Source organism: Kitasatospora sp. NPDC096204 (genome assembly GCF_044763205.1).
Lineage (GTDB): Bacteria > Actinomycetota > Actinomycetes > Streptomycetales > Streptomycetaceae > Kitasatospora.
Window position 1 is genome coordinate 98,484 of sequence record NZ_JBIWFT010000009.1, and the last position, 25,544, is coordinate 124,027.

Genomic DNA, 25,544 nt, shown 5'->3' on the forward strand with positions numbered 1-25,544 from the left:
GGCCATCCGGGTAGGCGCCCGATAAGGCCACCACGCCATTTCGCCCGTTTCACCCCACTGTGCCCGAGTATCGTACGGCCCATGCCCTGGCTGCTGATCTCGCTCCTCGCCACCGTCGCCGCCACCCTGGCGGTCGGCTGGATCGTCGACCAGGCCCTCCAGCGGACCGCCGCCCGCCACCCCTCGGCCCCGGTCTGGCCACTGCTCCGCAGATGCCGGATCCCGCTCCAACTCACCGTGGTGTCAGCCCTGTTGCTCGCCACCAAGCCGCTCCAGCGGATCCTCCGCACGGCGAGCGACGACGGCGCGCACCACCTGCTCCTGCTGCTCCTGATCGCCTCCCTGGGCTGGCTCACCGTCCGCGTGGTGGCCGCCGCCATGGAAGCCCTGCTCAACCGCTACGAGACCCGCGTCGACGACCCGGCCCGGGTCCAGCGGGTGCACACCCAGATCGGCATGCTGCGCCGCGTGGTCAGCGCGCTGATCGTCGTGGTCACGGTGGCCGTGATGCTGCTGACCTTCTCCGCCATGCGCACCGTCGGCGCCAGCCTGCTCGCCTCGGCCGGCCTCATCGGCATCGTGGCCGGCATCGCCGCCCAGAGCACCCTGGGCAACTTCTTCGCCGGTCTCCAGATCGCCTTCAGCGACACCGTCCGGATCGGCGACACCGTGGTGGTGGACGGCCAGCAGGGCACCGTCGAGGAGATCACCCTCACCTACCTGGTCGTCCGGCTCTGGGACTACCGCCGGCTGGTCGTCCCGGTCTCGTACTTCGTCAACAAGCCCTTCGAGAACTGGACCCGCCGCGACCCCGGCCTACTGGCCGCCGTCCTGCTCCACCTCGACCACACCACTCCGGTGGACGAGCTGCGCGCCACCCTGCGCGCCCGCCTCGACCGGCACCCGCTCTGGGACGGCGCCGAATGGGCCCTCCAGGTCACCGACACCACGCCCAGCACCATCGTCGTCCGCGCCACCATGACCGCCCGCACGCCCGACGACGCCGCCCAGCTCCGCTTCGACATCCGCGAACAGCTCATCGCCCACCTACGCGACGAACACCCCCGCGCCCTCCCCCGCCTCCGCACCACCGACACCTGACCCGGAAGACGAAGCTCCCCGCACCGCTGCCCCTCCTCCCCGAAAAGCAAAGCTCCCCGCGCCCCGTCAGGGGCGCGGGGAGCCGCGCGAAGCGGAAGGCGACCACCGGAAACCCGCCCCGGAGGTCCGGCCCCACCCGCCCCGATCGCCTCAGAGCAGCCGCGTCATCGTCCGGTGCGCGATCCCCGCGTCGTCGTACACCGGCCCCTGGGCCACGTACCCCAGCCGCTCGTAGAACCCGAGCGCCCGCACCTGGGCGTGCAACTCGACCTCCGCACCCCCGTGCTCGGCCCCCGCGGCCTCGACCGCCCGGACGAGCTCCGCGCCCAGCCCCGTCCCCCGGGCCGCCGCGACGACCGCGAGCCGCCCCAGCAGCACCCGCCCGTCGACACCGCCCGTCAGCTTCCGCGCCGGCTCGCCGTGGATCAGCCGCGCCGTCCCCAGCGCGGCCCCGTCGGCCCCGACGGCCAGCAGGTGCACCGAGGTCGCGTCGTACTCGTCGTACTCCAGCTCCTCCGGCACGTTCTGCTCGACGACGAAGACCTCGTGCCGGACGGCGCGCACCAGCTCCAGGTCCGCCTCCCCCTCGGCGACCCGGATCACGGCGGCCGTCACCTCAGCTCTCCGCCGCGATGATGTCCAGCGCCTTCCGCAGGTCCTCCGGGTACTCGCTGGAGAACTCGACCCACTGCCCGTCCGACGGGTGCTCGAAGCCGAGCGACACCGCGTGCAGCCACTGCCGGGTCAGCCCGAGCCGCTTGGCCAGCGTCGGGTCGGCGCCGTACGTCAGGTCACCCACGCAGGGGTGGCGCAGCGCGGACATGTGGACGCGGATCTGGTGGGTGCGTCCGGTCTCCAGCTTGATCGCCAGCAGCGACGCGGCCCGGTACGCCTCGATCAGGTCGTAGTGGGTGACGGACGGCTTGCCCTCCCGGGTGACGGCCCACTTCCAGTCCGAGCTGGGGTGCCGCCCGATCGGCGCGTCCACCGTCCCGCTCATCGGGTCCGGGTGGCCCTGCACCAGCGTGTGGTAGCGCTTCTCGGTGATCCGGTCGTGGAACTGCCGCTTGAGGTCGGTGTAGGCGCGCTCGGACTTGGCGACCACCATCAGCCCCGAGGTGCCGACGTCCAGCCGGTGCACGATGCCCTGGCGCTCGGCGGCGCCCGAGGTGGAGATCCGGTACCCGGCCGCGGCCAGTCCGCCGATCACGGTGGGGCCGGTCCAGCCCGGGCTGGGGTGCGCGGCGACGCCGACCGGCTTGTCCACCAGCACGATGTCCTCGTCGTCGTGGACGATCCGCATGCCCTCGACGTGCTCGGCGACGACCTGCACGGGGGCGGCCGGCGCGGGGATCTCGACCTCCAGCCAGGAACCGGCGGTGACCCGGTCCGACTTGCCGGCCACGGCGCCGTCGAGCGTGACCTTGCCGTCGGCGGCCAGCTCGGCGGCCTTGGTCCGGGAGAAGCCGAACATCCGGGCCAGGGCGGCGTCGAGGCGCTCGCCCTCCAGGCCGTCGGGTACGGGGAGGCTTCGGTTCTGCGCTGCGGTACTCACCCGTACGAGTATGCCGGAAACGCGGCCCGCCCCCGCCCGCCGGTGGCCCGGCCCACTGCTCGGCCTACTTCTCGGCCTGCTCCGTCTTCTCGGCCTTCTCGGTCGGCTGGTGGACGGTCCCGTCCGGGTTGCTGCCCCGGAAGGAGAGCAGGACCACCAGGATCCCGCCGCAGACGATCGCCGAGTCCGCGAGGTTGAAGACCGCGAAGTGCTGGACGGAGATGAAGTCCACCACGTGCCCGCGGAACACGCCGGGCGCGCGGAACAGCCGGTCGGTGAGGTTGCCGAGCGCCCCGCCGAGCAGCAGCCCGAGCGCGATCGCCCAGGGCAGGCTGTACAGCCGGCGGGCGATCCGCCAGATCACCACGATGACGGCGGAGGCGATCATCGTGAAGACGACGGTCAGCGCCTGCCCCATCCCGAAGGCCGCGCCCGAGTTGCGGATCACCTGGAAGGTGACGACGTCCCCGATCACCTTGATCGCCGCGTGGTTCTCCAGCCGGGCGACGACCAGCAGCTTGCTGCCGAGGTCGATCAGGAAGGCGAGTACGGCGACGACCAGCAGCACGCCGACCCGGCGCGGCCCCTTGGGCTTCTCGGCCGTGGCGGCGTCCGCGGACGCCCCGGTCGGCTCGGCCACGGGCACCTCCACGGCATCGGCGGGGGACGGGACGGCGTCGTCCCGGGTCTGGGGGGAACCTTGCGTACTGATGATCCGCTCCGCTGCCGATGGAGCTCCCCCGGTCCGCTGGAGGGGGAGGGTGGTGGGCCCGTGCCGGCCTGCCCGCGTTCACGAACGCGTCAGGCGACGTTATTCAGGCGACGTTACGGGGTCGAGCGTACGGCAAGCCCGACCCCCCTCGTCGCTCCGGGCGCCCGGTTCAGCGGCGTTCCTGCTTGGCCTTGCACTGCACGCAGAGCGTCGCCCTGGGGAAGGCCTGCATCCGGGCCTTGCCGATGGCCTGGCCGCAGGACTCGCAGGTGCCGAAGCCGACGCCCTCCAGTCGTTCCAGCGCGCGTTCGGTCTGGGCCAGGCTGTCCCGCGCGTTGTTGGCGAGCGCCAGCTCGCTCTCCCGCGAGATGTTCTTCGTACCGGCGTCCACCTGGTCGTCGCCGGCCCCGTCGTTGGAGTCGCGCATCAGGCCGGAGATGGCCGTCTCGGCGGCGTCGATCTCGTTCCGGAGCCGGTCCAGCTCGCTGATCAGCTCGTCGTGCAGCTCGTGGACCTCCTCGGTGGTCCACGGGTCCTCGCCGGGCCGGACCGGCAGCGTGGCCGGGTCCACCGACTCGGCGCCGCGCGACGCGGTGACGGTGTCGGTGCTGCTCTTCGGTGCGGTAGTGGTCACGGTCCCCTCCCCTGGGTCGACCGCCACGGCCTTGCGTGCCCGCTTGGTGGCGGTACCCGCGCCGGTTCCCTTCTCAGCCATGGCTTTCGACCCCATCTACGAACGAATCGAGCCGCCGGTTCCCGGCGGCCCCCAGTGCCGGAACGATAATCCCGATCAAAACCGGTCACAACATGACATACCGGCGCCTCATAACGTTCCCACCCAGGCAGCCGCCCCAATCGTCACGGCCCGTGTGCTCAGAGATTTGTGCCCAGATCGACTCCGGCTAACCTCCGTCGCCGCACGCCCTCGCAGTGCTCCGGGAGCGCCCCGGACGTGCTCCCCGAGCGCCCCGGGGAGCACTCCCACCCGCCCGCCGGAAACGGTTTGGACAAACCGACTCGCCCGGCCGATACACTGGCCGTGCAAGGCGCAGATGGGACGAGTACCGACGTACGCAGCCACCAGCGACCCGGGGACGGTGTGAGCCCGGGGGTGTGCACGGCGGGAAGATCACCCCGGAGCCGCCGGAAGAACGGCCGCCGCGATCACCGCGGTGGCCCACTAGACCCGGCAGCAAGCCCAAACAAGAGGGCCGCGAACGCATCACCGCGGCCAAGGAGGGTGGTACCGCGGGGCGGCACGTCCGTCTCGTCCCTCCGGAGGATCCAGTCCCAGCATCCGCCGGAGGTAGACGCCCGCGATGAGCTCCTACAACCCCGTTCCCGCGCAGGTGGATCTTCCTGCCCTGGAGCACCAGATCCTGTCCTTCTGGCAGGACAACAAGATCTTCCAGCGCAGCCTGGAGCAGTCCGAGGGCCGCCCCGAGTGGGTGTTCTACGAGGGCCCGCCCACTGCCAACGGCATGCCCGGCGCCCACCACATCGAGGCCCGCGTCTTCAAGGACGTCTTCCCGCGCTACCGGACCATGAAGGGCTACCACGTCGCCCGCAAGGCCGGCTGGGACTGCCACGGCCTGCCGGTCGAGCTCGCCGTCGAGAAGGAGCTGGGCTTCTCCGGCAAGCAGGACATCGAGGCGTACGGCATCGCCGAGTTCAACGCCAGGTGCCGCGAGTCGGTGACCCGCCACACCGACGCCTTCACCGAGCTGACCACCCGGATGGGGTACTGGGTCGACCTCGACGAGGCCTACCGGACGATGGACCCGTCGTACGTCCAGTCCGTCTGGTGGTCGCTCAAGCAGATCTTCGACAAGGGCCTGCTGGTCCAGGACCACCGGGTCGCCCCCTGGTGCCCGCGCTGCGGCACCGGCCTCTCGGACCACGAGCTGGCCCAGGGCTACGAGACCGTGGTCGACCCCTCGGTCTTCGTCCGCTTCCCGCTGACCAGCGGCCCGCTGGCCGGCCAGGCCGCCCTGCTGGTCTGGACGACCACCCCGTGGACCCTGGTCTCCAACACCGCCGCCGCCGTCCACCCGGAGGTCACCTACGTGGTGGCCACCGACGGCACCGAGAAGCTCGTCGTCGCCGAGCCGCTGGTCGCCAAGGCGCTCGGCGAGGGCTGGGAGACCACCGGCGAGTCCTTCACCGGCGCCGAGATGGAGCGGTGGAACTACCGCCGCCCCTTCGACCTGGTCGAGATCGAGAACGCCCACTACGTCCTCACCGCCGACTACGTCACCACCGAGGACGGCACCGGCATCGTCCACCAGTCGCCCGCCTTCGGCGCGGACGACCTCGCGACCTGCCGCCGCTACGGCCTGCCGGTGGTCAACCCGGTGCTCGGCGACGGCACCTTCGCCCCCGAGGTCCCGCTGGTCGGCGGCCAGTTCTTCAAGAAGGCCGACGAGGCCCTGGTCGCGGACCTCAAGGAGCGCGGCCTGCTCTTCCGCCACCTGCCGTACGAGCACAGCTACCCGCACTGCTGGCGCTGCCACACCGCGCTGCTCTACTACGCGCAGCCGTCCTGGTACATCCGGACCACCGCCGTCAAGGACGCGATGATCCGCGAGAACGAGGCCACCAACTGGTTCCCGGAGACGGTCAAGCACGGCCGCTTCGGCGACTGGCTGAACAACAACATCGACTGGGCGCTCAGCCGCAACCGCTACTGGGGCACCCCGCTGCCGATCTGGCGCTGCGAGGAGGGCCACCTCACCTGCGTCGGCTCCCTGGCCGAGCTGTCCGAGCTCACCGGCACCGACCAGAGCGGCCTCGACCCGCACCGCCCGTACATCGACGCGGTGACCTTCGCCTGCCGCGACTGCGGCGGCACCGCCACCCGCGTGCCCGAGGTCATCGACGCCTGGTACGACTCGGGCTCGATGCCCTTCGCCCAGTACGGCTACCCGTACCGGAACAAGGAGCTGTTCGAGAAGCGCTACCCGGCGCAGTTCATCTCCGAGGCGATCGACCAGACCCGCGGCTGGTTCTACACGCTGATGGCCGTCGGCACCCTGGTGTTCGACAAGAGCAGCTACGAGAACGTCGTCTGCCTGGGCCACATCCTGGCCGAGGACGGCCGCAAGATGTCCAAGCACCTGGGCAACATCCTCCAGCCGATCCCGCTGATGGACCAGCACGGCGCCGACGCCGTCCGCTGGTTCATGGCGGCCGGCGGCTCGCCCTGGTCGGCCCGCCGGGTCGGTCACGGCACCATCCAGGAGGTGGTCCGCAAGACCCTCCTCACCTACTGGAACACCGTCGCCTTCCAGGCCCTGTACGCCCGCACCGCGAACTGGGCGCCCTCGGCGAACGACCCGGCCCCGGCCGACCGTCCGCAGCTGGACCGCTGGGTGCTCTCCGAGCTGAACACCCTGGTCCGCGAGGTCGACACCGCCTTCGAGGCGTACGACACCCAGCGCGCCGGCAAGCTGCTCTCCGGCTTCGTCGACGACCTGTCCAACTGGTACGTCCGCCGCGGCCGCCGCCGCTTCTGGCAGGGCGACGCCGCCGCGCTCGCCACCCTGCACGAGGCCCTGGAGACGGTCACCCGTCTGATGGCCCCGCTCACCCCGTTCATCACCGAGCGGGTCTGGCAGGACCTGGTCGTCCCGGTCGCCCCGGAGGCCCCGGCCTCGGTGCACCTGGCGAGCTGGCCGACCGCCGACGAGTCGCTGATCGACACCGAGCTCTCCCGGCACATGGCGCTGGTCCGCCGCCTGGTCGAGCTGGGCCGGGCCACCCGCGCCGAGTCCGGCGTGAAGACCCGTCAGCCGCTCTCCCGCGCACTGGTCGCCGCCCAGGGCTGGGAGGAGCTGCCCACCGACCTGCGCGCGCAGATCGCCGAGGAGCTCAACGTCTCCACCCTGGAGTCGCTGGCCGAGGTCGGCGGCTCCCTGGTCGACACCAGTGCCAAGGCCAACTTCCGCGCGCTGGGCAAGCGCTTCGGCAAGGGCGTCCAGGACGTCGCCAAGGCGGTCGCCGCCACCGACGCCGCCCGCCTGGCCGCCGAACTGCGTGCCGGCGGCGAGACCTCGGTCGAGCTGGACGGCGAGACGGTCACCCTCTCCCCGGACGAGGTGATCATCACCGAGACCCCGCGCGAGGGCTGGGCCGTCGCCAACGAGTCCGGCGCCACCGTGGCGCTCGACCTGGCCATCACCCCGGAGCTCAAGCGCCTCGGCATCGCCCGCGACGCCATCCGCCAGATCCAGGAGGCCCGCAAGAACTCCGGTCTGGACGTCGCCGACCGGATCGTCCTGCGCTGGCGCGCCACCTCGGAGGAGACCGCCGAGGCCGTCGCCGAGCACGGCCCCCTCGTCGCCGAGGAGGTCCTGGCCACGGACTTCGCCGCCGGTGCGGCCGACTGGGAGTCCGAGACCTTCACCGACGAGTCCCTCGGCCTGGCCTTCCAGCTCCGCAAGGCCTGACGCCCCACCACGAAGCCGCCGTCATCCCCGGGGTGACGGCGGCTTCGCCGTACCCACCCACGCCCAACGCCCCCAACTCCCGCACGCCCCTCCGAGTTCCCCACGCCCGCGCCCCGTACCCCCAGCGCGCCCCCGCCTCCTCGCGCACGCCCCCCACGCACGCCAAAGGGCGCCCCCTCCCCGACCCGTGGGTCGGACAGGAGGCGCCCTCAGAGGGCCCTGCTACAACCTCAGTTGTCGCCGTCCTCGTCGATCAGGAAGCCCCGCATCGGCGCCGGAGCCTGCTGCATCGGCTGCGGCGGCTGCGGACGGACGGCCGCCATCGGCTGGGTCATCCCGGCCGGCTGCATCTGCGGAGCACCGCTGTTGCCACCGGTCGACTGACCGCCGAAGCTCGGCGCGGAGGAGCTGCCGCCGAAGGAGCTGTTCCCGCCGAAGGACGGCGAGTTGCCCCCGAAGGACGGCTGGTTGCCACCGAAGCTCGGCGCGCCACTGCTCATCGCACCGGCACCGGCCGGAGCCATCGACGAGGCCGCCGGCGGCAGCGACGCGGTGGCGGGGATCCGCGGCGGAGCGAGCGAGTCGTCGGCCTGCGACTCCAGCTGACGCAGCTGGGTCTCCAGGTACGACTTCAGACGCGTGCGGTACTCACGCTCGAACGCCCGCAGGTCCTCGACCTTGCGCTCCAGCGTGGCCCGCGCCGACTCCAGCGAACCCATCGCGACGCGGTGCTTCTCCTGCGCGTCCCGCTCCAGCGCGTCGGCCTTGGCACGGGCGTCGCGCTCCAGGCCCTCGGCCCGGCTGCGCGCCTCGCCGACGATCTTGTTGGCCTCGGAACGGGCCTCCGAGATCGCCTGGTCGGCGGTCTGCTGAGCGAGCGCCAGCACGCGGGCGGCGCTGTCGCCACCGGGGCCCTGCTGCTGCATCGGGGCGCCCATCGGCTGCATCTGCTGCTGGCCGCCCATGGGGCCGCCCATCGGCTGCATCTGCTGCTGGCCCATGCCCTGGCCCATCGGGTTGCCCATCTGCTGCGGGCCACCGGGGCCGCCCATGGGCTGGAGCATCTGACCGCCCATCGGCTGGACCAGCTGCTGCTGGCCGCCCATGGTCTGGTTCATCTGCTGCTGCGGGCCGCCGGCAGCGGGAAGCTGCGGGGCGGAGCCGGCGGGCAGGCCGAGGGGCTGGTTGCCCATCTGCTGCTGCGGGCCGCCGGGGCCCATCTGCTGGGGACCACCCGGGCCCATCTGCTGCGGGCCGCCGGGGCCCATCTGCTGGGGGCCGCCCGGACCCTGCTGGCCGGGGACCGGCGGGCCGGATATGGCGGCGGGCACCGGAGCGCCGCCCTGTCGGGGGGCGTCCTGCTGCGGCTCCTTGCGCAGGTTGGCCTGGTTCTGCGCGGCGGCACGAGTCGCGGCGGCCAGCTTGGCGCGCAGGTCCTCGTTCTCCCGGAGGAGGCGGGTCAGCTCCGCCTCGACCTCGTCGAGGAAGGCATCGACCTCGTCCTCGTCATAGCCTTCACGCAGGCGGACGGTCGTGAACTGCTTGTTCCGAACGTCCTCGGGGGTCAATGGCATCTCTTCACCTCAACGTGATCGTCGGCACACCGGCATCCTGTCGCATCGCTCACCTACGACTAGGGGTGCACAAGCGAGATCAGGACATACACAATGATCATCAGTACGAAGAAGGACAGGTCGAGCGCCACGCCCCCGAAACGCAACGGCGGAATGAGCCGCCGAAGAAGCTTGAGCGGCGGATCCGTGACAGTGTACGTGGCCTCCAGGACCAGGACCATGGCCTTGCCGGGCCGCCACGAACGCGCGAACTGGAAGACCCAGTCCATGACCAGTCGTACGAGCAGGAACACCAGGAAGACGGTCAGGGCGTAGTAGAGCACCGCCCACACGATGTCCATCGCGTTTCCCTCTCCCCGGTCCCGATCCCTCGGGCCTGCCGCTCGTCACCTGTCGCTAACCCACTGTTGATCAGATCCACACGTAAAGTCGTGGCCGGGTCAGCTCTGGTTGAAGAACCCACCCTCGGCGATCCGAGCCTTGTCCTCCGCCGTGACATCGACGTTAGCAGGCGACAGCAGGAACACCTTCTGTGTCACGCGCTCGATACTGCCGTGCAGACCGAAGACGAGTCCAGCGGCGAAGTCTACGAGTCGCTTCGCGTCGGTGTCGTCCATCTCGGTCAGATTCATGATCACGGGGGTCCCGCCGCGGAACTGTTCCCCGATCGTACGGGCCTCGTTGTAGGTTCGGGGGTGCAGCGTGGTGATGCGGTAGGGCTCTCGTTCGTTCACGACCTTGGGCATGATCACCGGTGCGCTCTTCTCCAGGTTGTGGCGACGTTCGGGTGTGATGGACGACACGGGGGCCATCCTCGGGGTCTCCTGCCGGATCGGCACCGCCGCGGGCACCGGCTGCGGGGTGATCGAGGAGACCGGGGCGGGCGCGGCGGCCGCGGGGGCCGGAGCCGGCCGGGGGATGTCCTCGGTCCGCTGGCCCGTCCGGATCGGTTCGGGATCCGCGTCGTAGTCGTCGTCGGGGTCGTACCCCTGGCCGTCGTACGTCTCGTCCTCCACGAGGCCGAGGTAGACCGCCATCTTGCGCATTGCGCCGGCCATGCTCCTGTCTCCTCCGCTCATAGCCGCCTCGCTGACGCTCGGCGGCAGCTTCGCGACGCGCGCACCTTCTGACGGTCGCCCGCTTCGCTCGCTCCGTGCGGACCGGCGCTCCGTCCCGGCAGCCCGGGCTCGTGACGGCCCCGCCTGCGGATTCCGCGGTCCCTCCACGACGGCGTGTCAGCCCGACGGCCGGTCAGATGCGTGGAGCGGGGGCCGCGGAGCTGCGATCCACGGTTCGCTAGCACTCCGAAGAGCTGCTAGATTCTGTCCTATTTTGTCCTGCTGTCTGATCTACTTACCCGGTGACGTTACCTGAGGGGTGACCTCACTCCGAGTACCGCCGTTCCGACGCGCACATGTGTCGCTCCGGCCGCGATCGCCTGCTCAAGGTCGCCGCTCATTCCTGCGGAGACCATGGTGGCAGCCGGATGGTCCGCCCGTACGGCGCTTGCGATTTCCGCCAGTCGATCGAAGGCGCGGGCCGGATCTCCGGCCAGCGGGCCGGCCAGCGGAGCGACGGTCATCACACCGTCCAGTCGCAGCCCGGGCGTGTCGGCGATGGCGTCGGCCAGTCGCGCGACGTCCTCCGGCGCGACCCCCGCCCGGTGCTCGCCCTCCCCGTGCGCCTTGTCCAGCGCCACCTGCACCAGACAACCCAGCTCCGGGCGCTCCGACTTGAGCACCGCCGCGGAGAGCGACTCGACCAGCCGGAGCCGGTCCACCGAGTGCACGTGGTTCGCGTACCGGACGACCGAGCGGACCTTGTTGGTCTGCAGCTGGCCGACGAAGTGCCAGTCAAGAGGAAGGTTTCTGCACTGCTCCGCCTTGGGAGCGGCGTCCTGGTCGCGGTTCTCGGCGACATCCGTCACACCGAGTCCGGCCAGCAGCGCGGTGTCCTCGGCGGGGTAGGTCTTGGTGACGACGACCAGGGTGACCTCGTCCCGGGCGCGCCCGGCGGCCGCACAGGCGTCCACGATCCGGCGCTCGACCACCTCGAGGTTGGTGCCGAGTTCCTCGTACCGGGCCCGCTGGCCCTCCGTCAGCGCCGCCACGAACTCGGTGCTTCCCGGGAACGGTCCGTAGATGTCGTTCGTCATCAGTGATCAGAGCCCAACCAGACGTAGCTCGCGAGCCTGCCGGTGCGCTGCTCGCGGCGATAGGAGTAGTGATCGGCGGATTCGAGGGTGCAGACCGGTGACCGCACCAGCTCCTTGACCCCCGCCGCGGCCAGCTGGGCCGCGACTCCCTCCGGAACGTCCAGGGCCGGAGTCCCCCAGGAGGTCTCGGCGAAGGCCTCCGGCACCACCGCGGCGACCTCGTCGCGCAGCCCGGCCGGCACCTCGTAGCAGCGGCCGCAGACCGCGGGCCCGGTGGCGGCGGTGATCCGCGAGGGCTCCGCGCCCAGTTCGACCATCGCCCGGACGACCGCGGGCACCACCCCGGCCGCCAGCCCGGGCCGGCCCGCGTGGGCCGCGCCCACCACGCCCGCCACCGGATCGGCCAGCAGCACCGGGGTGCAGTCGGCGGTCAGCACCGCCAGCGCGAGCGGCCGGTCGGAGACCACCGCGTCCACCGTCGGGGCCTGCCCGAGCTGCTGGCGCTCGGTCACCACGGCGACCTCGGCGCCGTGCACCTGGTTCATCCACACCACGTCGGCCGGGTCGAGCCCCAGCCGCCGGGCGGCCAGCGCCCGGTTCTCCCGCACGGCCCGCGGGTCGTCCCCCACGGCGCCGCCGAGGTTGAGCTCCCCGTACGGCGAAGTGCTCACCCCGCCCCACCGGGAGGTGAAGGCGAAGTGAGCACCCGCGCGGATCGCGTGATCGATCACTTAAGGAAGTCCGGGACGTCGAGCTCCTCGGCCGGGCTCTCCACGAACGGCTGCCGGGCCGGCTGCACCTGCGGCGGCACCGGGGCCGCGGCGGTCGCGGTGGCCTGGGTCTCGGCGGTCCGGCTCGACCCGGAGGTCGAGGACTCGCCCTCCGAACGGGACGTCACCGAGCCGATGCTCCCGTACGGGCGGCCGGCCGGGCGCTCCGGGGCGGCCGGCGGGGTGGCCGGACGCTCCGGGGTGGTGGACTTGACCACCGGGTCGCGGACGATCGCCGGCGGCTGCCCGCCGTCGAAGCCGGCCGCGATGACGGTGACCCGGACCTCGTCGCCGAGCGCGTCGTCGATGACCGCACCGAAGATGATGTTCGCCTCGGGGTGGGCCGCCTCGCTGACCAGCTGGGCCGACTCGTTGATCTCGAACAGACCGAGGTCGGAGCCGCCCGAGATGGACAGCAGCACGCCGCGGGCGCCGTCGATCGAGGCCTCCAGCAGCGGCGAGGAGATCGCCATCACGGCGGCGGCCTTGGCGCGGTCCTCGCCGCGGGCCGAGCCGATGCCCATGAGCGCCGAACCGGCGTCCGACATGACGGACTTGACGTCGGCGAAGTCGAGGTTGATCAGACCCGGGGTGGTGATCAGGTCGGTGATGCCCTGGACACCGGAGAGCAGGACCTGGTCGGCCGAGCGGAAAGCGTCGAGCACACTGACCTGGCGGTCCGAAATGGACAGCAGCCGGTCGTTGGGGATCACGATGAGGGTGTCGACCTCTTCGCGCAGGGCGGCGATGCCGTCCTCGGCCTGGTTGGCCCGGCGGCGGCCCTCGAAGGTGAACGGGCGGGTGACCACGCCGATGGTCAGGGCGCCCAGCGAGCGCGCGATGTTGGCGACGACGGGAGCGCCGCCCGTGCCCGTGCCACCGCCCTCGCCGGCGGTCACGAAGACCATGTCGGCCCCCTTGAGGACCTCCTCGATCTCCTCGCGGTGGTCCTCGGCGGCCTTGCGGCCGACCTCGGGGTTGGCGCCGGCGCCGAGGCCCCGGGTGAGTTCACGGCCCACATCGAGCTTGACGTCGGCGTCGCTCATCAGGAGGGCCTGCGCATCGGTGTTGATCGCGATGAACTCGACGCCCTTGAGACCGACCTCGATCATCCGGTTGATGGCGTTGACACCACCGCCGCCGATTCCGACGACCTTGATGACTGCGAGGTAGTTCTGCGGTGCTGCCACGTCGAAGGCCTCTCGCCTCGAATTTCCGGGTCGGCCCGACCCGGGGCGGGGCCGTACCGACGGATGTCGATGGGTAGGGAGCCTGGTTTCTGACTGAATGTCCGAAATGCCGACCGCCGACCCCAACCCTAAACTTGACCTTTAGGGTTAGTTCTGTGCCTCCGTCACATCACCAGGAAACACAGTCTGGTGACACAGGACACTAGGTGGCTCCAGGCACGTGTTTCAACGAACACGCCGAGCTTCCCTTTTTCTTTTGAGCCTATGTGATCATCGGCCGGCTTAGGAAACCGGGGTGACCACCAAGAGTCGGGCCGACACTTCGAGGCGTCAACCCCACCCTCAGGCAGAGAACCTACCGGATCATCCCGACACCGCCGGCGCCTCCGGCGCCGTCACGTCGAAGTTCGTGCCCTTCTGGTTCATCAGCGCGACCAGCACCCGGGCCTTGCGGTCGATCTGCTCCGGACTCCCCCAGCGCACCGTCGCACCCCCGCTGAGCTGCAACTCGATGTCGTCGTACGAGTGCACCAGCACCGATCCCGCCCGCTTGGCGACCTCCGGCGGCAGCCCGGCGGCCACCGCCACCGCGCCCTGCACCAACTGCGAACGGGAGATCACCCCGTCCGCGTCGTTCGCCTGCTGACTGAGCCGCAGCTCGACCACCGGAAGGCCCTCCGGCGGGGCCGGTTCGGTGGCGAAGCTCACGCCCCCGGCATCCACCTGGGTGAACTGGCCGTCATCCCCCTTGACCGCGGCCACCGCCTTGCGTTCGACGACCTTCACCCGCAGGGTGTGCGGCCAGCCCCGCCACACCTCGGCCCCGGCCACCCGGGGGATCGACTCCACCCGGTGGCGGACGTCGTCCAGGTCCACGCGCGCCAGCGGGCCGTCGCCGAGCCCCCCGATCGTCGCGCGGACCTGGTCCGCCGTCAGCTTGCCGTCGCTCGTCCCCTGCACGGCGACGTCGCGCACGTCCAGGACCGAGGAGAAGAACACCAGCCAGGCCAGCACGCCGAACACCGCGGCGCCGAGCGCGCCCAGCACCACGATGCCCCGCCGGGAGAGCCGGAGGCGGGGAGCGGACTCCTCCTCCTCCAGCTCCTCCTCCAACGGGTCGGCGAGCCGGCCGTCAGCCACGGCGGCGGCCGCCGCGGTGGGCCTGGATCGCCTCGTAGACCATGCCGACCAGCAGGTCGTCGGCGTCCCGGCGGCCGAACTCGGCGGCCGCCCGGCTCATGTCCCACAGCCGCTGCGGGTCGGTGAGCACCGGCAGCACGTTCTGCAGCACCCAGTCCGGGGTCAGCTCGGCGTCGTCCACCAGCAGACCGCCGCCGGCCTTGACCATCGGCTGGGCGTTCAGCCGCTGCTCGCCGTTGCCGATCGGCAGCGGGACGAAGGCGGCGGGCAGGCCGACGGCCGCCAGCTCGGCCACCGTCATGGCGCCGGCCCGGCAGAGCATCATGTCGGCGGCCGCGTAGGCGAGGTCCATCCGGTCCAGGTACGGAACCGGGCGGTACGGCGGCATCCCGGGGACGTCCGCCACCTGCGGCAGCTCGTTCTTCGGGCCGACCGCGTGCAGGATCTGCACGCCGTACTGCTGGAGCCGCGGGGCGATCGCGGTGATCGTCTCGTTGAGCCGGCGCGCGCCCTGGGAGCCGCCGGAGACCAGCAGGGTGGGCAGCCGCTGGTCGAGGCCGAAGTACTGGCGGGCCTCGGGGCGGGCGGCGCCGCGGTCCAGGGTGGCGATGGTCCGGCGCAGCGGGATCCCGATGTACCGGGAGTCGCGCAGCTTGCTGTCCGGCGTGGAGACCGCCACGAAGTCGCTGTAGCGGGCGCCGATCTTGTTGGCCAGGCCCGGGCGGGCGTTCGCCTCGTGCACCACGATCGGCACCCCGGCCCGCTTGGCGGCCAGGTAGGCGGGCATCGCGACGTAGCCGCCGAAGCCGACCACGGCGTCCGCGTTGACCCGCTCGATGATCTCCTGGGCGGCCCGGACGGTGCCGCGCAGCCGGCCGGGGACGGTGATCAGCTCCGGGGTGGGCTTGCGGGGCAGCGGGACGGCCGGGATGAGCTCCAGCTGGTAGCCGCGCTCGGGTACCAGCCGGGTCTCCAGTCCGCGCTCGGTGCCCAGGGCGGTGATCCCGACGGACGGGTCGTGCCTGCGGAGGGCATCCGCGAGGGCCATGGCCGGCTCGATGTGACCGGCGGTCCCCCCGCCGGCGAGTACGACATGCACCGAAATTCACCGCTCCCTGCGTGCCGGCCCCGGGGCCGGGCGCGCTGTGGTTCGTCGTCGTGGCAGCACCCGGGCCAGTTGTCTCCTGATCCGGGAGTTCTTGGTCCGGGCGGCCAGGGCCGCCTTCGCGCCGGAGGAGCTGCGCGCCAGGCACAGCAGCACTCCGATCGCGGACATGGTCGACAGCATGGCGGAACCGCCGTAGGAGAACAGCGGGAGCGGGACGCCCGCGATGGGCAGCAGTCCCAGTGCCGACCCCAGGTTGATCATGGCCTGCGCCATGATCCAGGTGGTGGCGGCTCCCGCGGCGTACCTGACGAAGGGGTCCTTCGTGCCGATGGCCACACGGATACCCGCGTAGCCTAGTGCCGCGAAGAGACCGAGGACCGACAGCGTCCCCACCAGACCGAGTTCCTCGCCGGTCGCGGCGAAGATGAAGTCGGTGTGCGCCTCGGGCAGCTGGCCCCATTTCTCCACGCCGGCGCCGAGGCCGGTGCCGAAGCCGCCGCCGTTGGCGAACGCGAAGGCGCCGTGCAGGGCCTGGAAGCAGGCGCCCTCCGGGTCGATCTTGGTGACGCCGATGCAGCTCAGCCGCTCGGCCCGGTGCGGCACGGTGACCACCAGGGCGGTGCAGACCACCACCGCCACCCCGAGGGTGGCCACGAACAGCCGCAGCGGCGCGCCGACCATCCAGAGCAGCGCGAACACCATCGCCACCAGGATCATCGAGGTGCCCATGTCGCCGCCGAACATGATCAGCGCGAGCAGCAGCAGGGCCCCCGGCACCAGCGGCACCAGCAGGTGCTTCCACGAGGTGAGGGTGCCGGCCTTCTGCTTGCGGGCGAGCAGGTCGGCGCCCCAGAGCACCAGCGCGAGCTTGGCGAACTCCGAGGGCTGGAACTGGAAGAAGCCGAAATCCAGCCAGTTCTGGTTGCCGTTGATCCGCACCCCGATGCCGGGGATGGCGACCAGGGTGAGGGCGCCGATCACCCCGATCATGACCGGGTAGACGATCACCCGCAGCACCGCCAACGGGACGGAGGCGAAGCCGATCAGCAGGACCAGGCCGAGGATGGCCGCGATCAGCTGCTTGAGGAAGTAGTACTGCGCCGTGTGGTGCTGGTTCAGGGCGAGGATCTGCGAGGCCGAGAAGACCATCATCAGACCGAGCACGACCAGCAGCAGGGTGCTGCCGACGATCAGCAGGTACGGGGTGAGCGGCCGGTCCAGCCAGTACCGCACCCGGGCCCGGAGGGCCTGGACACGGGCCAGCGGACCGGCCGACTTGTACTTGGTCGTGGTGGCGGAGATCACTCTCATCGACTCGGCGGCATCCCGCTTCACGACGCCGGAATCCGCTCTGCCCTGCCCCGCCACCGCTCCCCGCTCACTCTCTTCCGTCCGACGCTCCGCGCCGGCCCGCCTACTCGCCCGCCAGCTCCCGGACGGCCGCCGCGAAGAGGTCGCCGCGCTCGCCGTAGTTGGTGAACATGTCCATCGAGGCACAGGCCGGTGCCAGCAGCACCGTGTCACCCGATCGGGCGAGCGACGAGGCCGTTCGAACGACCTCGGCCATCGCCACCGCGCCAGTCTGGCCCTCGGCCGCCTCGATCACCGGCACATCCGGAGCGTGTCGCTCCAGTGCCTCGCGGATCACCGCCCGGTCCTGGCCGATCAGCACCACCGCGCGCAGCCGCTCGGCCGAGCCCTGCACCAGGTCGTCGAAGGTCGCGCCCTTGGCCAGGCCCCCGGCGATCCAGACGATCGGCCGGTAGGCGGCCAGCGAGGCGGCCGCCGCGTGGGTGTTGGTGGCCTTGGAGTCGTCGATGTACGTGACCTCGCGGACCGTGCCGACCTCGGCGATCCGGTGGGCGTCCGGGCGGAAGGCCCGCAGGCCCTCCCGGACGGCCTTCGGCTCGACGCCGTACGCCCGGGCCAGCGCCGCGGCGGCGAGCGCGTTGGCGATGTTGTGCGGGGCCGGCGGGTTCACGTCCTCGACGGCGCCCAGCTCGGCCGCGTTCTTGGCCCGGTCCTCGACGAAGGCGCGGTCCACCAGCAGCCCGTCCACCACGCCGAAGTTCGACGGGCCGGGCGCGCCGAGGCCGAAGCCGATCGCCCGGCAGCCCTCCTCGACGTCGGCCTCGCGGACCAGCGCCTCGGTGGCCGGGTCGGCCAGGTTGTACACGCAGGCGACCACGTTGCCCTCGTAGATCCGGCCCTTGTCGGCGGCGTACGCCTCCATCGAGCCGTGCCAGTCGAGGTGGTCGGGCGCCAGGTTGAGCACCGCAGCCGAGTACGGGCGCAGCGAGGGCGCCCAGTGCAGCTGGTAGCTGGAGAGCTCGACGGCGAGCACGTCGTACGGCTCCTCGGCGAGCACCGCGTCCAGCACCGAGACCCCGACGTTGCCGACCGCGGCGGTGCGCTTGCCGGCGGCGGTGAGGATCGAGGCGAGCATCTGGACGGTGGTGGTCTTGCCGTTGGTGCCGGTGACGGCCAGCCAGGGGGCGGGCTCGCCGGTGCCGGGCAGCGGCTTGCGCAGCCGCCAGGCCAGCTCGACGTCGCCCCAGACCGGCACCCCGGCCGCCTCGGCGGCGGCGAACAGCGGGCTGTCCGGCGCCCAGCCGGGCGAGGTGACGATCAGCTCGGTGCCCTCGGGCAGGCTCGCGCCGTCGCCGAGCCGCACGGTGACGCCCAGCGCCTCCAGCTCGGCGGCCCGGGCGGCCAGGCCGGGCCCGCTGCCGCCGTCCACCACGGTGACCCGGGAGCCGAGGCCGCGCAGGACGCGCGCGGCGCTGATGCCCGAGACGCCGAGCCCGGCGACGACGACCGGCAGGCCCTGGAAGTCGGGGTTGGTCATCCGGTCACCCATCCCGCGTAGAACAGGCCGAGGCCGACCGCGACGCACAGGCCCTGGATGATCCAGAACCGGACGACGATCAGGACCTCGGTCCAGCCCTTGAGTTCGAAGTGGTGCTGCAGTGGCGCCATCTTGAAGACGCGCTTGCCGGTCATCCGGAAGGAGCCGACCTGGATGATCACCGAGAGGGTGATGATCACGTAGAGGCCGCCGAGCAGGGCGAGCAGCAGCTCGGTGCGGGAGCAGATCGCCAGACCGGCCAGGGCGCCGCCGAGGGCGAGCGAGCCGGTGTCGCCCATGAAGATCTTGGCGGGCGAGGTGTTCCACCACAGGAAGCCGAAGCAGGATCCCATCAGGGCGGAGGCCACGACGGCGAGATCCAGCGGGTCGCGGATGTCGTAGCAGTTGGCGGTCGCGGTGATGGCGTAGGCGCAGCTCTGGGTGTGCTCCCAGATGCCGATGAAGGTGTAGGCGCCGAAGACCATCACCGAGGCACCGGTGGCGAGGCCGTCCAGACCGTCCGTCAGGTTCACGCCGTTCGACATCGCGGCGATCATGAAGTACGCGAAGATGACGAACAGGACGGGGCCGATCGCCCACTTGAAGTCCCGGACGAAGGACAGGCTCTGGGACGCCGGGTTGAGCCCGCGGTCGTCCGGGAACTGCATCGCCAGGACGGCGAACCCGAGGCCGACGATCGACTGGCCGGCCAGCTTCGCCTTGGCCCGCAGGCCCAGCGAGCGGCGCTTGACCACCTTGATGTAGTCGTCCAGGAAGCCGACCAGGCCGAGGCCCGCGGTCAGGAAGAGCACCAGCAGCCCGGAGGCGGTCGGGCTCTCGCCCGTTATCGCCTTCGTGGCGAAGTACGCGATCAGGGTCGCCAGGATGAAGGCGATGCCGCCCATGGTGGGCGTGCCCTTCTTGCTGTGGTGCGCCTTGGGGCCGTCGTCACGGATGTACTGGCCGTAGCCGTGCTTCGCGAGCACCTTGATCAGCGCCGGGGTGCCGAGCAGCGACAGGATGAGACCGATCATCCCGGAGAAAAGGATCTGCTTCATTATTCGGCCACACCGTCCGCCAGGAGGGCCTCGGCCACCTTCTCCAGCCCCACCGAACGGGAAGCCTTCACCAGGACCACATCCCCCGGCCGAAGCTGACTGCGCAGCAGCTCGACCGCCGCGTCCGCGTCGGACACCAGCACCGACTCCTCACCCCACGAACCTTCGTTCCTCGCGCCGAGTTCCATGCAGGCCGCCTCGCGTCCGCCGACCGCCACCAGCTTGGTGACGTCCAGCCGGACGGCGAGCCGCCCGATGGCGTCGTGCTCGGCCAGGCTCTCCTCGCCGAGCTCCCGCATCTCGCCGAGCACCGCCCAGGTGCGGCGGCGCTCCGGGCCCCGGCCCCCCATCGAGACGAGCGCCCGCAGCGCGGCCCGCATCGAGTCGGGGTTCGCGTTGTAGGCGTCGTTCACGACGGTGACACCGTCGGCCCGGTCGACGACCTCCATGCGCCAGCGGGACAGCGCACCCGCTTCGCCCAGGGCTGCCGCGGTGTCGTCGACGGACATCCCGAGCTCCACCGCCACCGCGGCGGCGGCGAGGGCGTTCGAGACGTGGTGCTCACCGTACAGGCGCAGCTGCACGGGCGCGGAACCGGCCGGGGTGGTGAGCGTGAACGATGGCCGCCCGGTGGCGTCCAGGCGAACGTCGGTGGCCCGTACGTGGGCGTCCGGGGATTCCCCGAACAGGACCACCTTCGCCCTGGTACGGGAGGCCATCGCGCGCACCAGCCGGTCGTCCGCGTTGAGGATCGCGACGCCGTCGGCGGGCAGCGACTCGACCAGTTCGCCCTTGGCCTCGGCGATCGCCTCCTGGGAGCCGAACTCGCCGACGTGGGCGGTGCCGACGTTGAGGACCAGGCCGATCCGCGGCGGGGTGATCGAGGTGAGGTACTCGATGTCGCCCTTGTGCCGGGCGCCCATCTCCATGACCAGGTGCCGGGTGCCGGCCTCGACCCGCAGCGCGGTCATCGGGTGGCCGATCTCGTTGTTGAGCGAACCGGGCGGGAAGACGGTCTCGCCGCGGCGCTGGAGCAGCTGGGCGATCAGGTCCTTGGTGCTGGTCTTGCCGGCCGAGCCGGTCAGCGCGACCACGGCGGTGCCCTCGGCGCGGGCGACCACCGTGCGGGCCAGCCTGCCGAGCGCCTCCACCACACTGTCCACCAGGACGGCGGGCACGCCGACCGGGCGGGAGGCCAGCACCGCGACGGCGCCGTCCTCGACCGCCTTGGCCGCGTAGTCGTGGCCGTCCACGTGCTCGCCGACGAAGGCCACGAACAGGCCGCCCGGGCCCACCTTCCGCGAGTCGACCTCGACCGGGCCGGTGACCAGGGCGTCCGGGTCGGCGCCGTCCAGCGTGCCTCCGACGGCGGCGGCCACCTCGGCGAGGGTCAGTGCGATCACTGCTGCTCTACTCCTCGGTCGCCCCGTGCGGCCGTGGTCCGCGCGATGGATTCGCGCAGCACCTCCCGGTCGTCGAAGGGGCGGATCTCGTCTCGTACGTACTGGCCGAGCTCGTGGCCCTTGCCGGCCACCAGCACGGTGTCCCCCGCCTGGGCACGGGCGACGGCGAGGCCGATCGCCTCGGCCCGGTCGGGGACGACCAGGACGGCGCCGCGCTCGGCCTCGGGCACCGTGGCGGCGCCGGTCAGCATGCTGGCGAGGATCGCCAGCGGGTCCTCGCTGCGCGGGTTGTCGCTGGTCAGCAGGGCGGTGTCGGCGAGACGGGCGGCGATGGCGCCCATCGGGCCGCGCTTGTGCGGGTCGCGGTCGCCGCCGCAGCCGACCACGACGTGCAGCCGGCCCTCGGTGACCTCGCGCAGCGAGGCGAGGACGGCCTTGAGGGCGTCCGGCTTGTGCGCGTAGTCGACGACGGCGACGAACGGCTGTCCGGCGTCCACCCGCTCCAGCCGGCCCGGGACGCCGGGGACGGCGGCGACGCCGGCCACGGCCCGGTCCAGCGGCAGTCCGGCGGCGACCAGCGTGGTGATCGCGGCGAGCGCGTTGGCGACGTTGAACGGGCCGGGCAGCGGGACGGAGGCCTCGGCCTCGGCGCCGTCCGGGCCCAGCACCCGGAAGGTGGAGCCGACCGGCCCCAGCCGGACGTCCACGGCCCGCCAGTCGGCCTCGGCGGTGCCGGTGGCCGAGAAGGTGGTCACCGGGATCTTGGCCTCGGCGGCGAGCCGGCGGCCGTACTCGTCGTCCAGGTTGACCACGCCGTGGCGGGACTTGCCGGGCTGGAACAGCCGGGCCTTCGCCTGGAAGTAGTCCTCCATGTCCGGGTGGAAGTCGAGGTGCTCGGGGGTCAGGTTGTTGAACAGCGCGACGTCGTACGCCACCCCGTCGGTGCGGCCGAAGACCAGGGCGTGGCTGGAGACCTCCATGGTCACCGCGTCGGCGCCGCGCTCGGCCATCACACCGAGGATCGCGTGCAGGTCGGTGGCCTCGGGGGTGGTGCGCTCGCTCTTGATCCGCTCCTCGCCGACCCGCATCTCGACGGTGCCGATGACGCCCGGGCTGCGCCCGGCGCCGCGCAGGCCGCCCTCGACCAGGTAGGAGGTGGTGGTCTTGCCGTTGGTGCCGGTCAGCCCGATCATCAGCAGCCGCCGGGAGGGACGGCCGTAGACGATCGCGGCCAGCTCGCCCATGACGGCCCGCGGCCGGTCGACGACCAGCAGCGGCAGGCCGGTGCCGGCCGCGATCTCGGCGCCGGCCGGGTCGGTGAGCACCGCCACGGCACCGGCCTGGGCGGCCTTGGCGGCGAAGGCCGCGCCGTGGTGGTTGGCGCCCGGGAAGGCCACGTACACGTCGCCCGGCCGGACCGCGCGGGAGTCGTGGGTGACGCCGCCGACGGCGCCGCCCTCGACGGGCGCGAGGCCCAGTTCGGCGGCCAGCTCGGCGAGCGGAAGAGCGGTGGTCCCGGTCGGGCGGGGCGGACTCACGGTGGTTTGATCGGGTTTCGGCACGGCGGGAAGGCTATCCGCCGAAGGGTGTCCAGGGCCAAACCGGCCCTCCGCCGCGCCGCGCTCCGGCCCGGTCCGTTCGTTGCTCATCGCTCGCTCACGGCTTCCAGTCGACGGTGAGGTTGGGCGCCTGACTGCCGCTCGGCGGGACCTGCATGGTCTTCAGGGTGAACTCCATCACCTGCTTGAACACCGGGCCGCAGAGCTGGCCGCCGAAGTGGCCGTTGACCGGGCCCTGGAGGGTGCAGGAGACGGTGTACCGGGGTGCGTCGGCGGGGGCGAAGCCGATGAAGGAGGCGGTGTAGCCGTCGTAGCCGACGCCGTTGGCGGCGCCCCGGTTGGCGGTTCCGGTCTTGCCCGCGACCCGGTAGCCGGGGATGGCGGCCTTGCCGCCGGTGCCCTGCTCGTCGTCGACGACCGACTCCAGCATCGAGGTGAGGGTCTTGGCCGTCTCCGGGCTGACCACCCTGGTCTGCTCCCCCGGCGCGCTCGGCTTGTACGTGCCGTTCGGGTCGGTGACGCCCTGGACGATGCTGGGCGCGACCCGCACCCCCCCGTTGGCGATGGTCGAGTAGACCGAGGTGGCCTGCAGCGCGTTCATCTGCATCGGGCCCTGGCCGAAGGAGATGTTGTACTTCTCCGAGGCGACCAGGTCCTCCGGCTTCTTGAGCATCCCGGGGGTCTCCCCGGGGAAGCCCAGGCCGGTCGGCGCGGCCACGCCGAACTTGCGCATGTAACCGTCCAGCGTCTGGTTGGCCTTCAGCTGGTCGCCGTCGCCGAGGGTCTCGACCGCCTCGATGGTGCCGATGTTGGAGGACTTGGCCAGCACCCCGGCCAGGGTCAGGTACCAGGTGTCGTGGTCGACGTCGTCCTTGAACTGCTGCCCGGCGCGGACCAGCCGGTTGGGCACGGTGACCTTGGTGTCCCAGGTGGCCTTGCCGGAGTCCAGCACCGCGGCCATGCTCATCAGCTTGGCGGTGCTGCCCGGCTCGTACGCGTCGCCCAGGGCGGGGTTGCCCAGCTGGGCCTGCTTGGACAGGCTCAGGTCGTTCGGGTTGAAGCCGGGGGCGGAGGCCATCGCGAGGACCTGGCCGGTCTTCACGTCCTGGACGACCACGTAGCCCTTCTCCGCACCGGAGTTGGCCACCTGGTCGGTGATCGCCCGCTGGGCGGCCCACTGGATGTCCCGGTTGACGGTCAGCTTCACGTCGCTGCCCGACACGGCCGGCTCCATCGAGCCCCCGGCGGTGGGCACCAGCCGCCCGCCCGACTGGGCGTAGCTGCTGTGGCCGTCCTTGCCGGCCAGCAGCTTCTGGTACTGGAGTTCCAGGCCGCCGGCGCCCTCGCCCTCGGCGTTGACGAAGCCGACCAGGTTGGCGGCCAGCCCGTCCGCCGGGTAGATCCGCTTCTGGGTCTCCCGGTTGAACACCCCGGCCAGCGGGTTGGCGCACTCGTTGTCCACCCGGGTGCGCCCGCCCTGGTCGGCGGGCTTGCCGAGCAGCTTCTTCTGGGCCTGGCAGGCCCGCGATCCGGCCTGCTTCTCCAGGCCCGACTTGAGGTCGCTGATCTGCTTCTTGGCGGCCGGGGTCTGCTGGGCCGCGAGCCGCTTGTAGCGGCTCTTGGGGGTGTGCAGGTCGGCGGCGATCTTCTCCTTGGGCACGCCGAGGATCGGCGACAGCAGCGCGGCCGCCTGCTCCGGCGCGTCCGGGATGCCGGTCGCCTCGGGGGTGAACATCGCCGGGTCGGCAGTGATGTCGTACGCGTCCACGGTGGCCGCCAGGGCGACGCCGTCGGAGGACGTTATCGAGCCGCGCTCGGCGGTGATCGGGATGTTCAGGTAGCGGTTGGTGTTGGCGTCGGCGGCCAGCGCGTCGGCGTCCACCAGCTGGAGCTGCACCAGGCGGCCCGCGAAGACGGAGAACACCAGCGACAGCACCACGGTGATCACCCGCAGCCGGCGCTTCGGCTCGGCCAGCTTGAGCGCCTTGGGGCGCAGCGGCGGGCGGGCCTTCGGGCGCACCGCCGCCTGGCTGCGGGCCGGCGGGCGGCCCTCGGGGCGGCGCTGCTGGGGCGCCCGCGGGGTACGGCCGACGGACGCCGACCTGGCGGGCTGGGCCTTGGCCGACTGGCCCCTGGCGGGCTGGGCCTTCGCGGGCTGGCTGCGGCCGGAGGCGGGCTGCGCGCTGCCCCGGGGGACCGGACGGCGGCCGTTGCCGCTGCCGGAACCGGATCCGGAGGGCTGACGTGGAGGAGTCATCGGCCGGCACCCCCGCTCGGCTTCGCGGCCGCGGTGGGCGAGACCGGGTTGAGCTGGATCACCGAGTCACCGGCGGAGGCCGCCGGGGTCGGCGCGGGCGGCGGGGCGGCCGGCGAGGGAGCTGCCGGTGAAGGGGCCCCGCCCGGCTGAGGCGCGGTCGGCGAAGGCCCGGCGGCGGGCTGGGCCGCGCCGGACTGGGCCCTGGTCGGCCAGGGCTCGGCCGTGGAGCGCTTGACCGGCGGGCTGTCCTGCGCCGCGCCGGGGGTGCCGGCCACCTTGCCTCCGTTCGGGACGTCCAGGAAGGCCATCCCGCCGGCCGGGACCAGGCCCAGCTCGGCGGCGCGCCTGGCCAGCGCGTCCGGGGCCGAGCTCTTGTCGATCTCGTGCTGGAGACTCTGCTGCTCGTCGGTCGCCGCGGTGGTCTGCTTCTGCAGCCGGGACAGCTCGAAGGAGCCCTCGTTGAGCGCGGTGTTCAGCGCGAGCAGGCCGAGCAGCCCGGCCGCCAGCAACACCACGATGAGCACCGCGAACGGCGTACGCCGCCGTACCGGACGCCTGCCCGGCCGGACCGTGATCCGCGCCCTGCCCTGCCCGGGGAGTCCACCCCGCCCCGCCCGGACCTCACCGGCCACCGGCCCCACCGCTTTCCTCCGCCCTTCGGGCCCC

The 25,544-nt window shown here is 72.0% G+C and carries 21 protein-coding genes; 2 read left to right on the top strand and 19 right to left on the bottom strand.

What is annotated here, in order from left to right; genetic code table 11:
- Positions 1–81: 81 nt before the first annotated feature.
- Positions 82–1,101, top strand: coding sequence for a mechanosensitive ion channel family protein (locus tag ACIQ87_RS12300; RefSeq protein WP_402405285.1), 1,020 nt, complete (start codon positions 82–84; stop codon positions 1,099–1,101).
- 150 nt (positions 1,102–1,251) lie between these two features.
- On the opposite strand, the gene ACIQ87_RS12305 is transcribed toward ACIQ87_RS12300, so the two are convergent.
- From ACIQ87_RS12305 to ACIQ87_RS12320, 4 genes are all read right to left on the bottom strand, one after another.
- The gene (locus tag ACIQ87_RS12305) at positions 1,252–1,716 is read right to left on the bottom strand and encodes a GNAT family N-acetyltransferase (protein WP_402405286.1); all 465 of its coding nucleotides are present in this window, start codon (positions 1,714–1,716) and stop codon (positions 1,252–1,254) included.
- Between the two features lies 1 nt (position 1,717).
- Positions 1,718–2,656, bottom strand: coding sequence for an RluA family pseudouridine synthase (locus ACIQ87_RS12310; RefSeq protein ID WP_402405288.1), 939 nt, complete (start codon positions 2,654–2,656; stop codon positions 1,718–1,720).
- Between the two features lie 64 nt (positions 2,657–2,720).
- Positions 2,721–3,296, bottom strand: coding sequence for a signal peptidase II (lspA, locus tag ACIQ87_RS12315; RefSeq protein ID WP_392869307.1), 576 nt, complete (start codon positions 3,294–3,296; stop codon positions 2,721–2,723).
- A gap of 241 nt (positions 3,297–3,537) precedes the next feature.
- On the bottom strand, positions 3,538–4,002 hold the full coding sequence (locus tag ACIQ87_RS12320) for a TraR/DksA family transcriptional regulator (protein ID WP_402405290.1): 465 nt from the start codon (positions 4,000–4,002) through the stop codon (positions 3,538–3,540).
- A gap of 685 nt (positions 4,003–4,687) precedes the next feature.
- Between ACIQ87_RS12320 and ileS the strand changes: the two genes are divergently transcribed.
- The gene (ileS, locus tag ACIQ87_RS12325; protein ID WP_402405292.1) at positions 4,688–7,816 is read left to right on the top strand and encodes an isoleucine--tRNA ligase; all 3,129 of its coding nucleotides are present in this window, start codon (positions 4,688–4,690) and stop codon (positions 7,814–7,816) included.
- A gap of 230 nt (positions 7,817–8,046) precedes the next feature.
- Here the strand turns inward: ileS and ACIQ87_RS12330 are convergent, their stop codons facing one another.
- The 15 genes from ACIQ87_RS12330 to ACIQ87_RS12400 form a co-directional block, all read right to left on the bottom strand.
- On the bottom strand, positions 8,047–9,390 hold the full coding sequence (locus ACIQ87_RS12330; protein WP_402405294.1) for a DivIVA domain-containing protein: 1,344 nt from the start codon (positions 9,388–9,390) through the stop codon (positions 8,047–8,049).
- 59 nt (positions 9,391–9,449) lie between these two features.
- Positions 9,450–9,731, bottom strand: a complete 282-nt coding sequence (locus ACIQ87_RS12335; protein ID WP_030060143.1) for a YggT family protein — start codon at positions 9,729–9,731, stop codon at positions 9,450–9,452.
- Positions 9,732–9,830: 99 nt separating this feature from the next.
- Positions 9,831–10,448, bottom strand: a complete 618-nt coding sequence (locus tag ACIQ87_RS12340) for a cell division protein SepF (protein WP_224276937.1) — start codon at positions 10,446–10,448, stop codon at positions 9,831–9,833.
- 308 nt (positions 10,449–10,756) lie between these two features.
- Positions 10,757–11,545 carry a YggS family pyridoxal phosphate-dependent enzyme gene (locus ACIQ87_RS12345; RefSeq protein WP_402405296.1) on the bottom strand — a complete coding sequence of 263 codons (789 nt, stop codon included), beginning with the start codon at positions 11,543–11,545 and terminating at the stop codon, positions 10,757–10,759.
- A complete protein-coding gene (pgeF, locus tag ACIQ87_RS12350) occupies positions 11,545–12,276 on the bottom strand; it encodes a peptidoglycan editing factor PgeF (RefSeq protein ID WP_402405298.1) in 732 nt (243 codons plus the stop codon). The genes ACIQ87_RS12345 and pgeF overlap by 1 nt, the downstream gene beginning before the upstream one ends.
- On the bottom strand, positions 12,273–13,505 hold the full coding sequence (ftsZ, locus tag ACIQ87_RS12355) for a cell division protein FtsZ (protein ID WP_402405300.1): 1,233 nt from the start codon (positions 13,503–13,505) through the stop codon (positions 12,273–12,275). The genes pgeF and ftsZ overlap by 4 nt, the downstream gene beginning before the upstream one ends.
- A 363-nt stretch (positions 13,506–13,868) precedes the next feature.
- On the bottom strand, positions 13,869–14,645 hold the full coding sequence (locus tag ACIQ87_RS12360) for a cell division protein FtsQ/DivIB (protein ID WP_402405302.1): 777 nt from the start codon (positions 14,643–14,645) through the stop codon (positions 13,869–13,871).
- Positions 14,638–15,744: an undecaprenyldiphospho-muramoylpentapeptide beta-N-acetylglucosaminyltransferase gene (gene murG / locus ACIQ87_RS12365; RefSeq protein WP_392869323.1), complete on the bottom strand. Its 1,107-nt coding sequence runs from the start codon at positions 15,742–15,744 to the stop codon at positions 14,638–14,640. The genes ACIQ87_RS12360 and murG overlap by 8 nt, the downstream gene beginning before the upstream one ends.
- Positions 15,745–15,750: 6 nt before the next feature.
- The gene (ftsW, locus tag ACIQ87_RS12370) at positions 15,751–17,064 is read right to left on the bottom strand and encodes a putative lipid II flippase FtsW (protein ID WP_402405304.1); all 1,314 of its coding nucleotides are present in this window, start codon (positions 17,062–17,064) and stop codon (positions 15,751–15,753) included.
- A gap of 103 nt (positions 17,065–17,167) precedes the next feature.
- Entirely contained in the window at positions 17,168–18,601 is a 1,434-nt protein-coding gene (murD, locus tag ACIQ87_RS12375) for a UDP-N-acetylmuramoyl-L-alanine--D-glutamate ligase (RefSeq protein ID WP_402405306.1), read from the bottom strand.
- The gene (mraY, locus tag ACIQ87_RS12380; RefSeq protein WP_359827635.1) at positions 18,598–19,659 is read right to left on the bottom strand and encodes a phospho-N-acetylmuramoyl-pentapeptide-transferase; all 1,062 of its coding nucleotides are present in this window, start codon (positions 19,657–19,659) and stop codon (positions 18,598–18,600) included. Before mraY ends, murD begins: the two co-directional genes overlap by 4 nt.
- The gene (gene murF / locus ACIQ87_RS12385) at positions 19,659–21,062 is read right to left on the bottom strand and encodes a UDP-N-acetylmuramoyl-tripeptide--D-alanyl-D-alanine ligase (protein WP_402405308.1); all 1,404 of its coding nucleotides are present in this window, start codon (positions 21,060–21,062) and stop codon (positions 19,659–19,661) included. Before murF ends, mraY begins: the two co-directional genes overlap by 1 nt.
- Positions 21,059–22,624 carry a UDP-N-acetylmuramoyl-L-alanyl-D-glutamate--2,6-diaminopimelate ligase gene (locus ACIQ87_RS12390; RefSeq protein WP_402405309.1) on the bottom strand — a complete coding sequence of 522 codons (1,566 nt, stop codon included), beginning with the start codon at positions 22,622–22,624 and terminating at the stop codon, positions 21,059–21,061. Before ACIQ87_RS12390 ends, murF begins: the two co-directional genes overlap by 4 nt.
- A gap of 94 nt (positions 22,625–22,718) precedes the next feature.
- A complete protein-coding gene (locus ACIQ87_RS12395; RefSeq protein ID WP_402405311.1) occupies positions 22,719–24,878 on the bottom strand; it encodes a penicillin-binding transpeptidase domain-containing protein in 2,160 nt (719 codons plus the stop codon).
- A complete protein-coding gene (locus tag ACIQ87_RS12400; protein WP_402405313.1) occupies positions 24,875–25,402 on the bottom strand; it encodes a hypothetical protein in 528 nt (175 codons plus the stop codon). Before ACIQ87_RS12400 ends, ACIQ87_RS12395 begins: the two co-directional genes overlap by 4 nt.
- Positions 25,403–25,544 lie beyond the last annotated feature (142 nt).

What these genes read in the sequence shown, in the direction of transcription:
- ACIQ87_RS12300 (WP_402405285.1), top strand. Translation starts at nt 82, where the DNA reads ATGCCCTGGCTGCTGATCTCGCTCCTCGCCACCGTCGCCGCCACCCTG.
- ileS (WP_402405292.1), top strand. Translation starts at nt 4,688, where the DNA reads ATGAGCTCCTACAACCCCGTTCCCGCGCAGGTGGATCTTCCTGCCCTG.
- ACIQ87_RS12330 (WP_402405294.1), bottom strand. Translation starts at nt 9,390, where the DNA reads ATGCCATTGACCCCCGAGGACGTTCGGAACAAGCAGTTCACGACCGTC.
- ACIQ87_RS12335 (WP_030060143.1), bottom strand. Translation starts at nt 9,731, where the DNA reads ATGGACATCGTGTGGGCGGTGCTCTACTACGCCCTGACCGTCTTCCTG.
- ACIQ87_RS12340 (WP_224276937.1), bottom strand. Translation starts at nt 10,448, where the DNA reads ATGGCCGGCGCAATGCGCAAGATGGCGGTCTACCTCGGCCTCGTGGAG.
- ACIQ87_RS12345 (WP_402405296.1), bottom strand. Translation starts at nt 11,545, where the DNA reads ATGACGAACGACATCTACGGACCGTTCCCGGGAAGCACCGAGTTCGTG.
- ftsW (WP_402405304.1), bottom strand. Translation starts at nt 17,064, where the DNA reads ATGAGAGTGATCTCCGCCACCACGACCAAGTACAAGTCGGCCGGTCCG.
- murD (WP_402405306.1), bottom strand. Translation starts at nt 18,601, where the DNA reads ATGACCAACCCCGACTTCCAGGGCCTGCCGGTCGTCGTCGCCGGGCTC.
- mraY (WP_359827635.1), bottom strand. Translation starts at nt 19,659, where the DNA reads ATGAAGCAGATCCTTTTCTCCGGGATGATCGGTCTCATCCTGTCGCTG.
- ACIQ87_RS12395 (WP_402405311.1), bottom strand. Translation starts at nt 24,878, where the DNA reads ATGACTCCTCCACGTCAGCCCTCCGGATCCGGTTCCGGCAGCGGCAAC.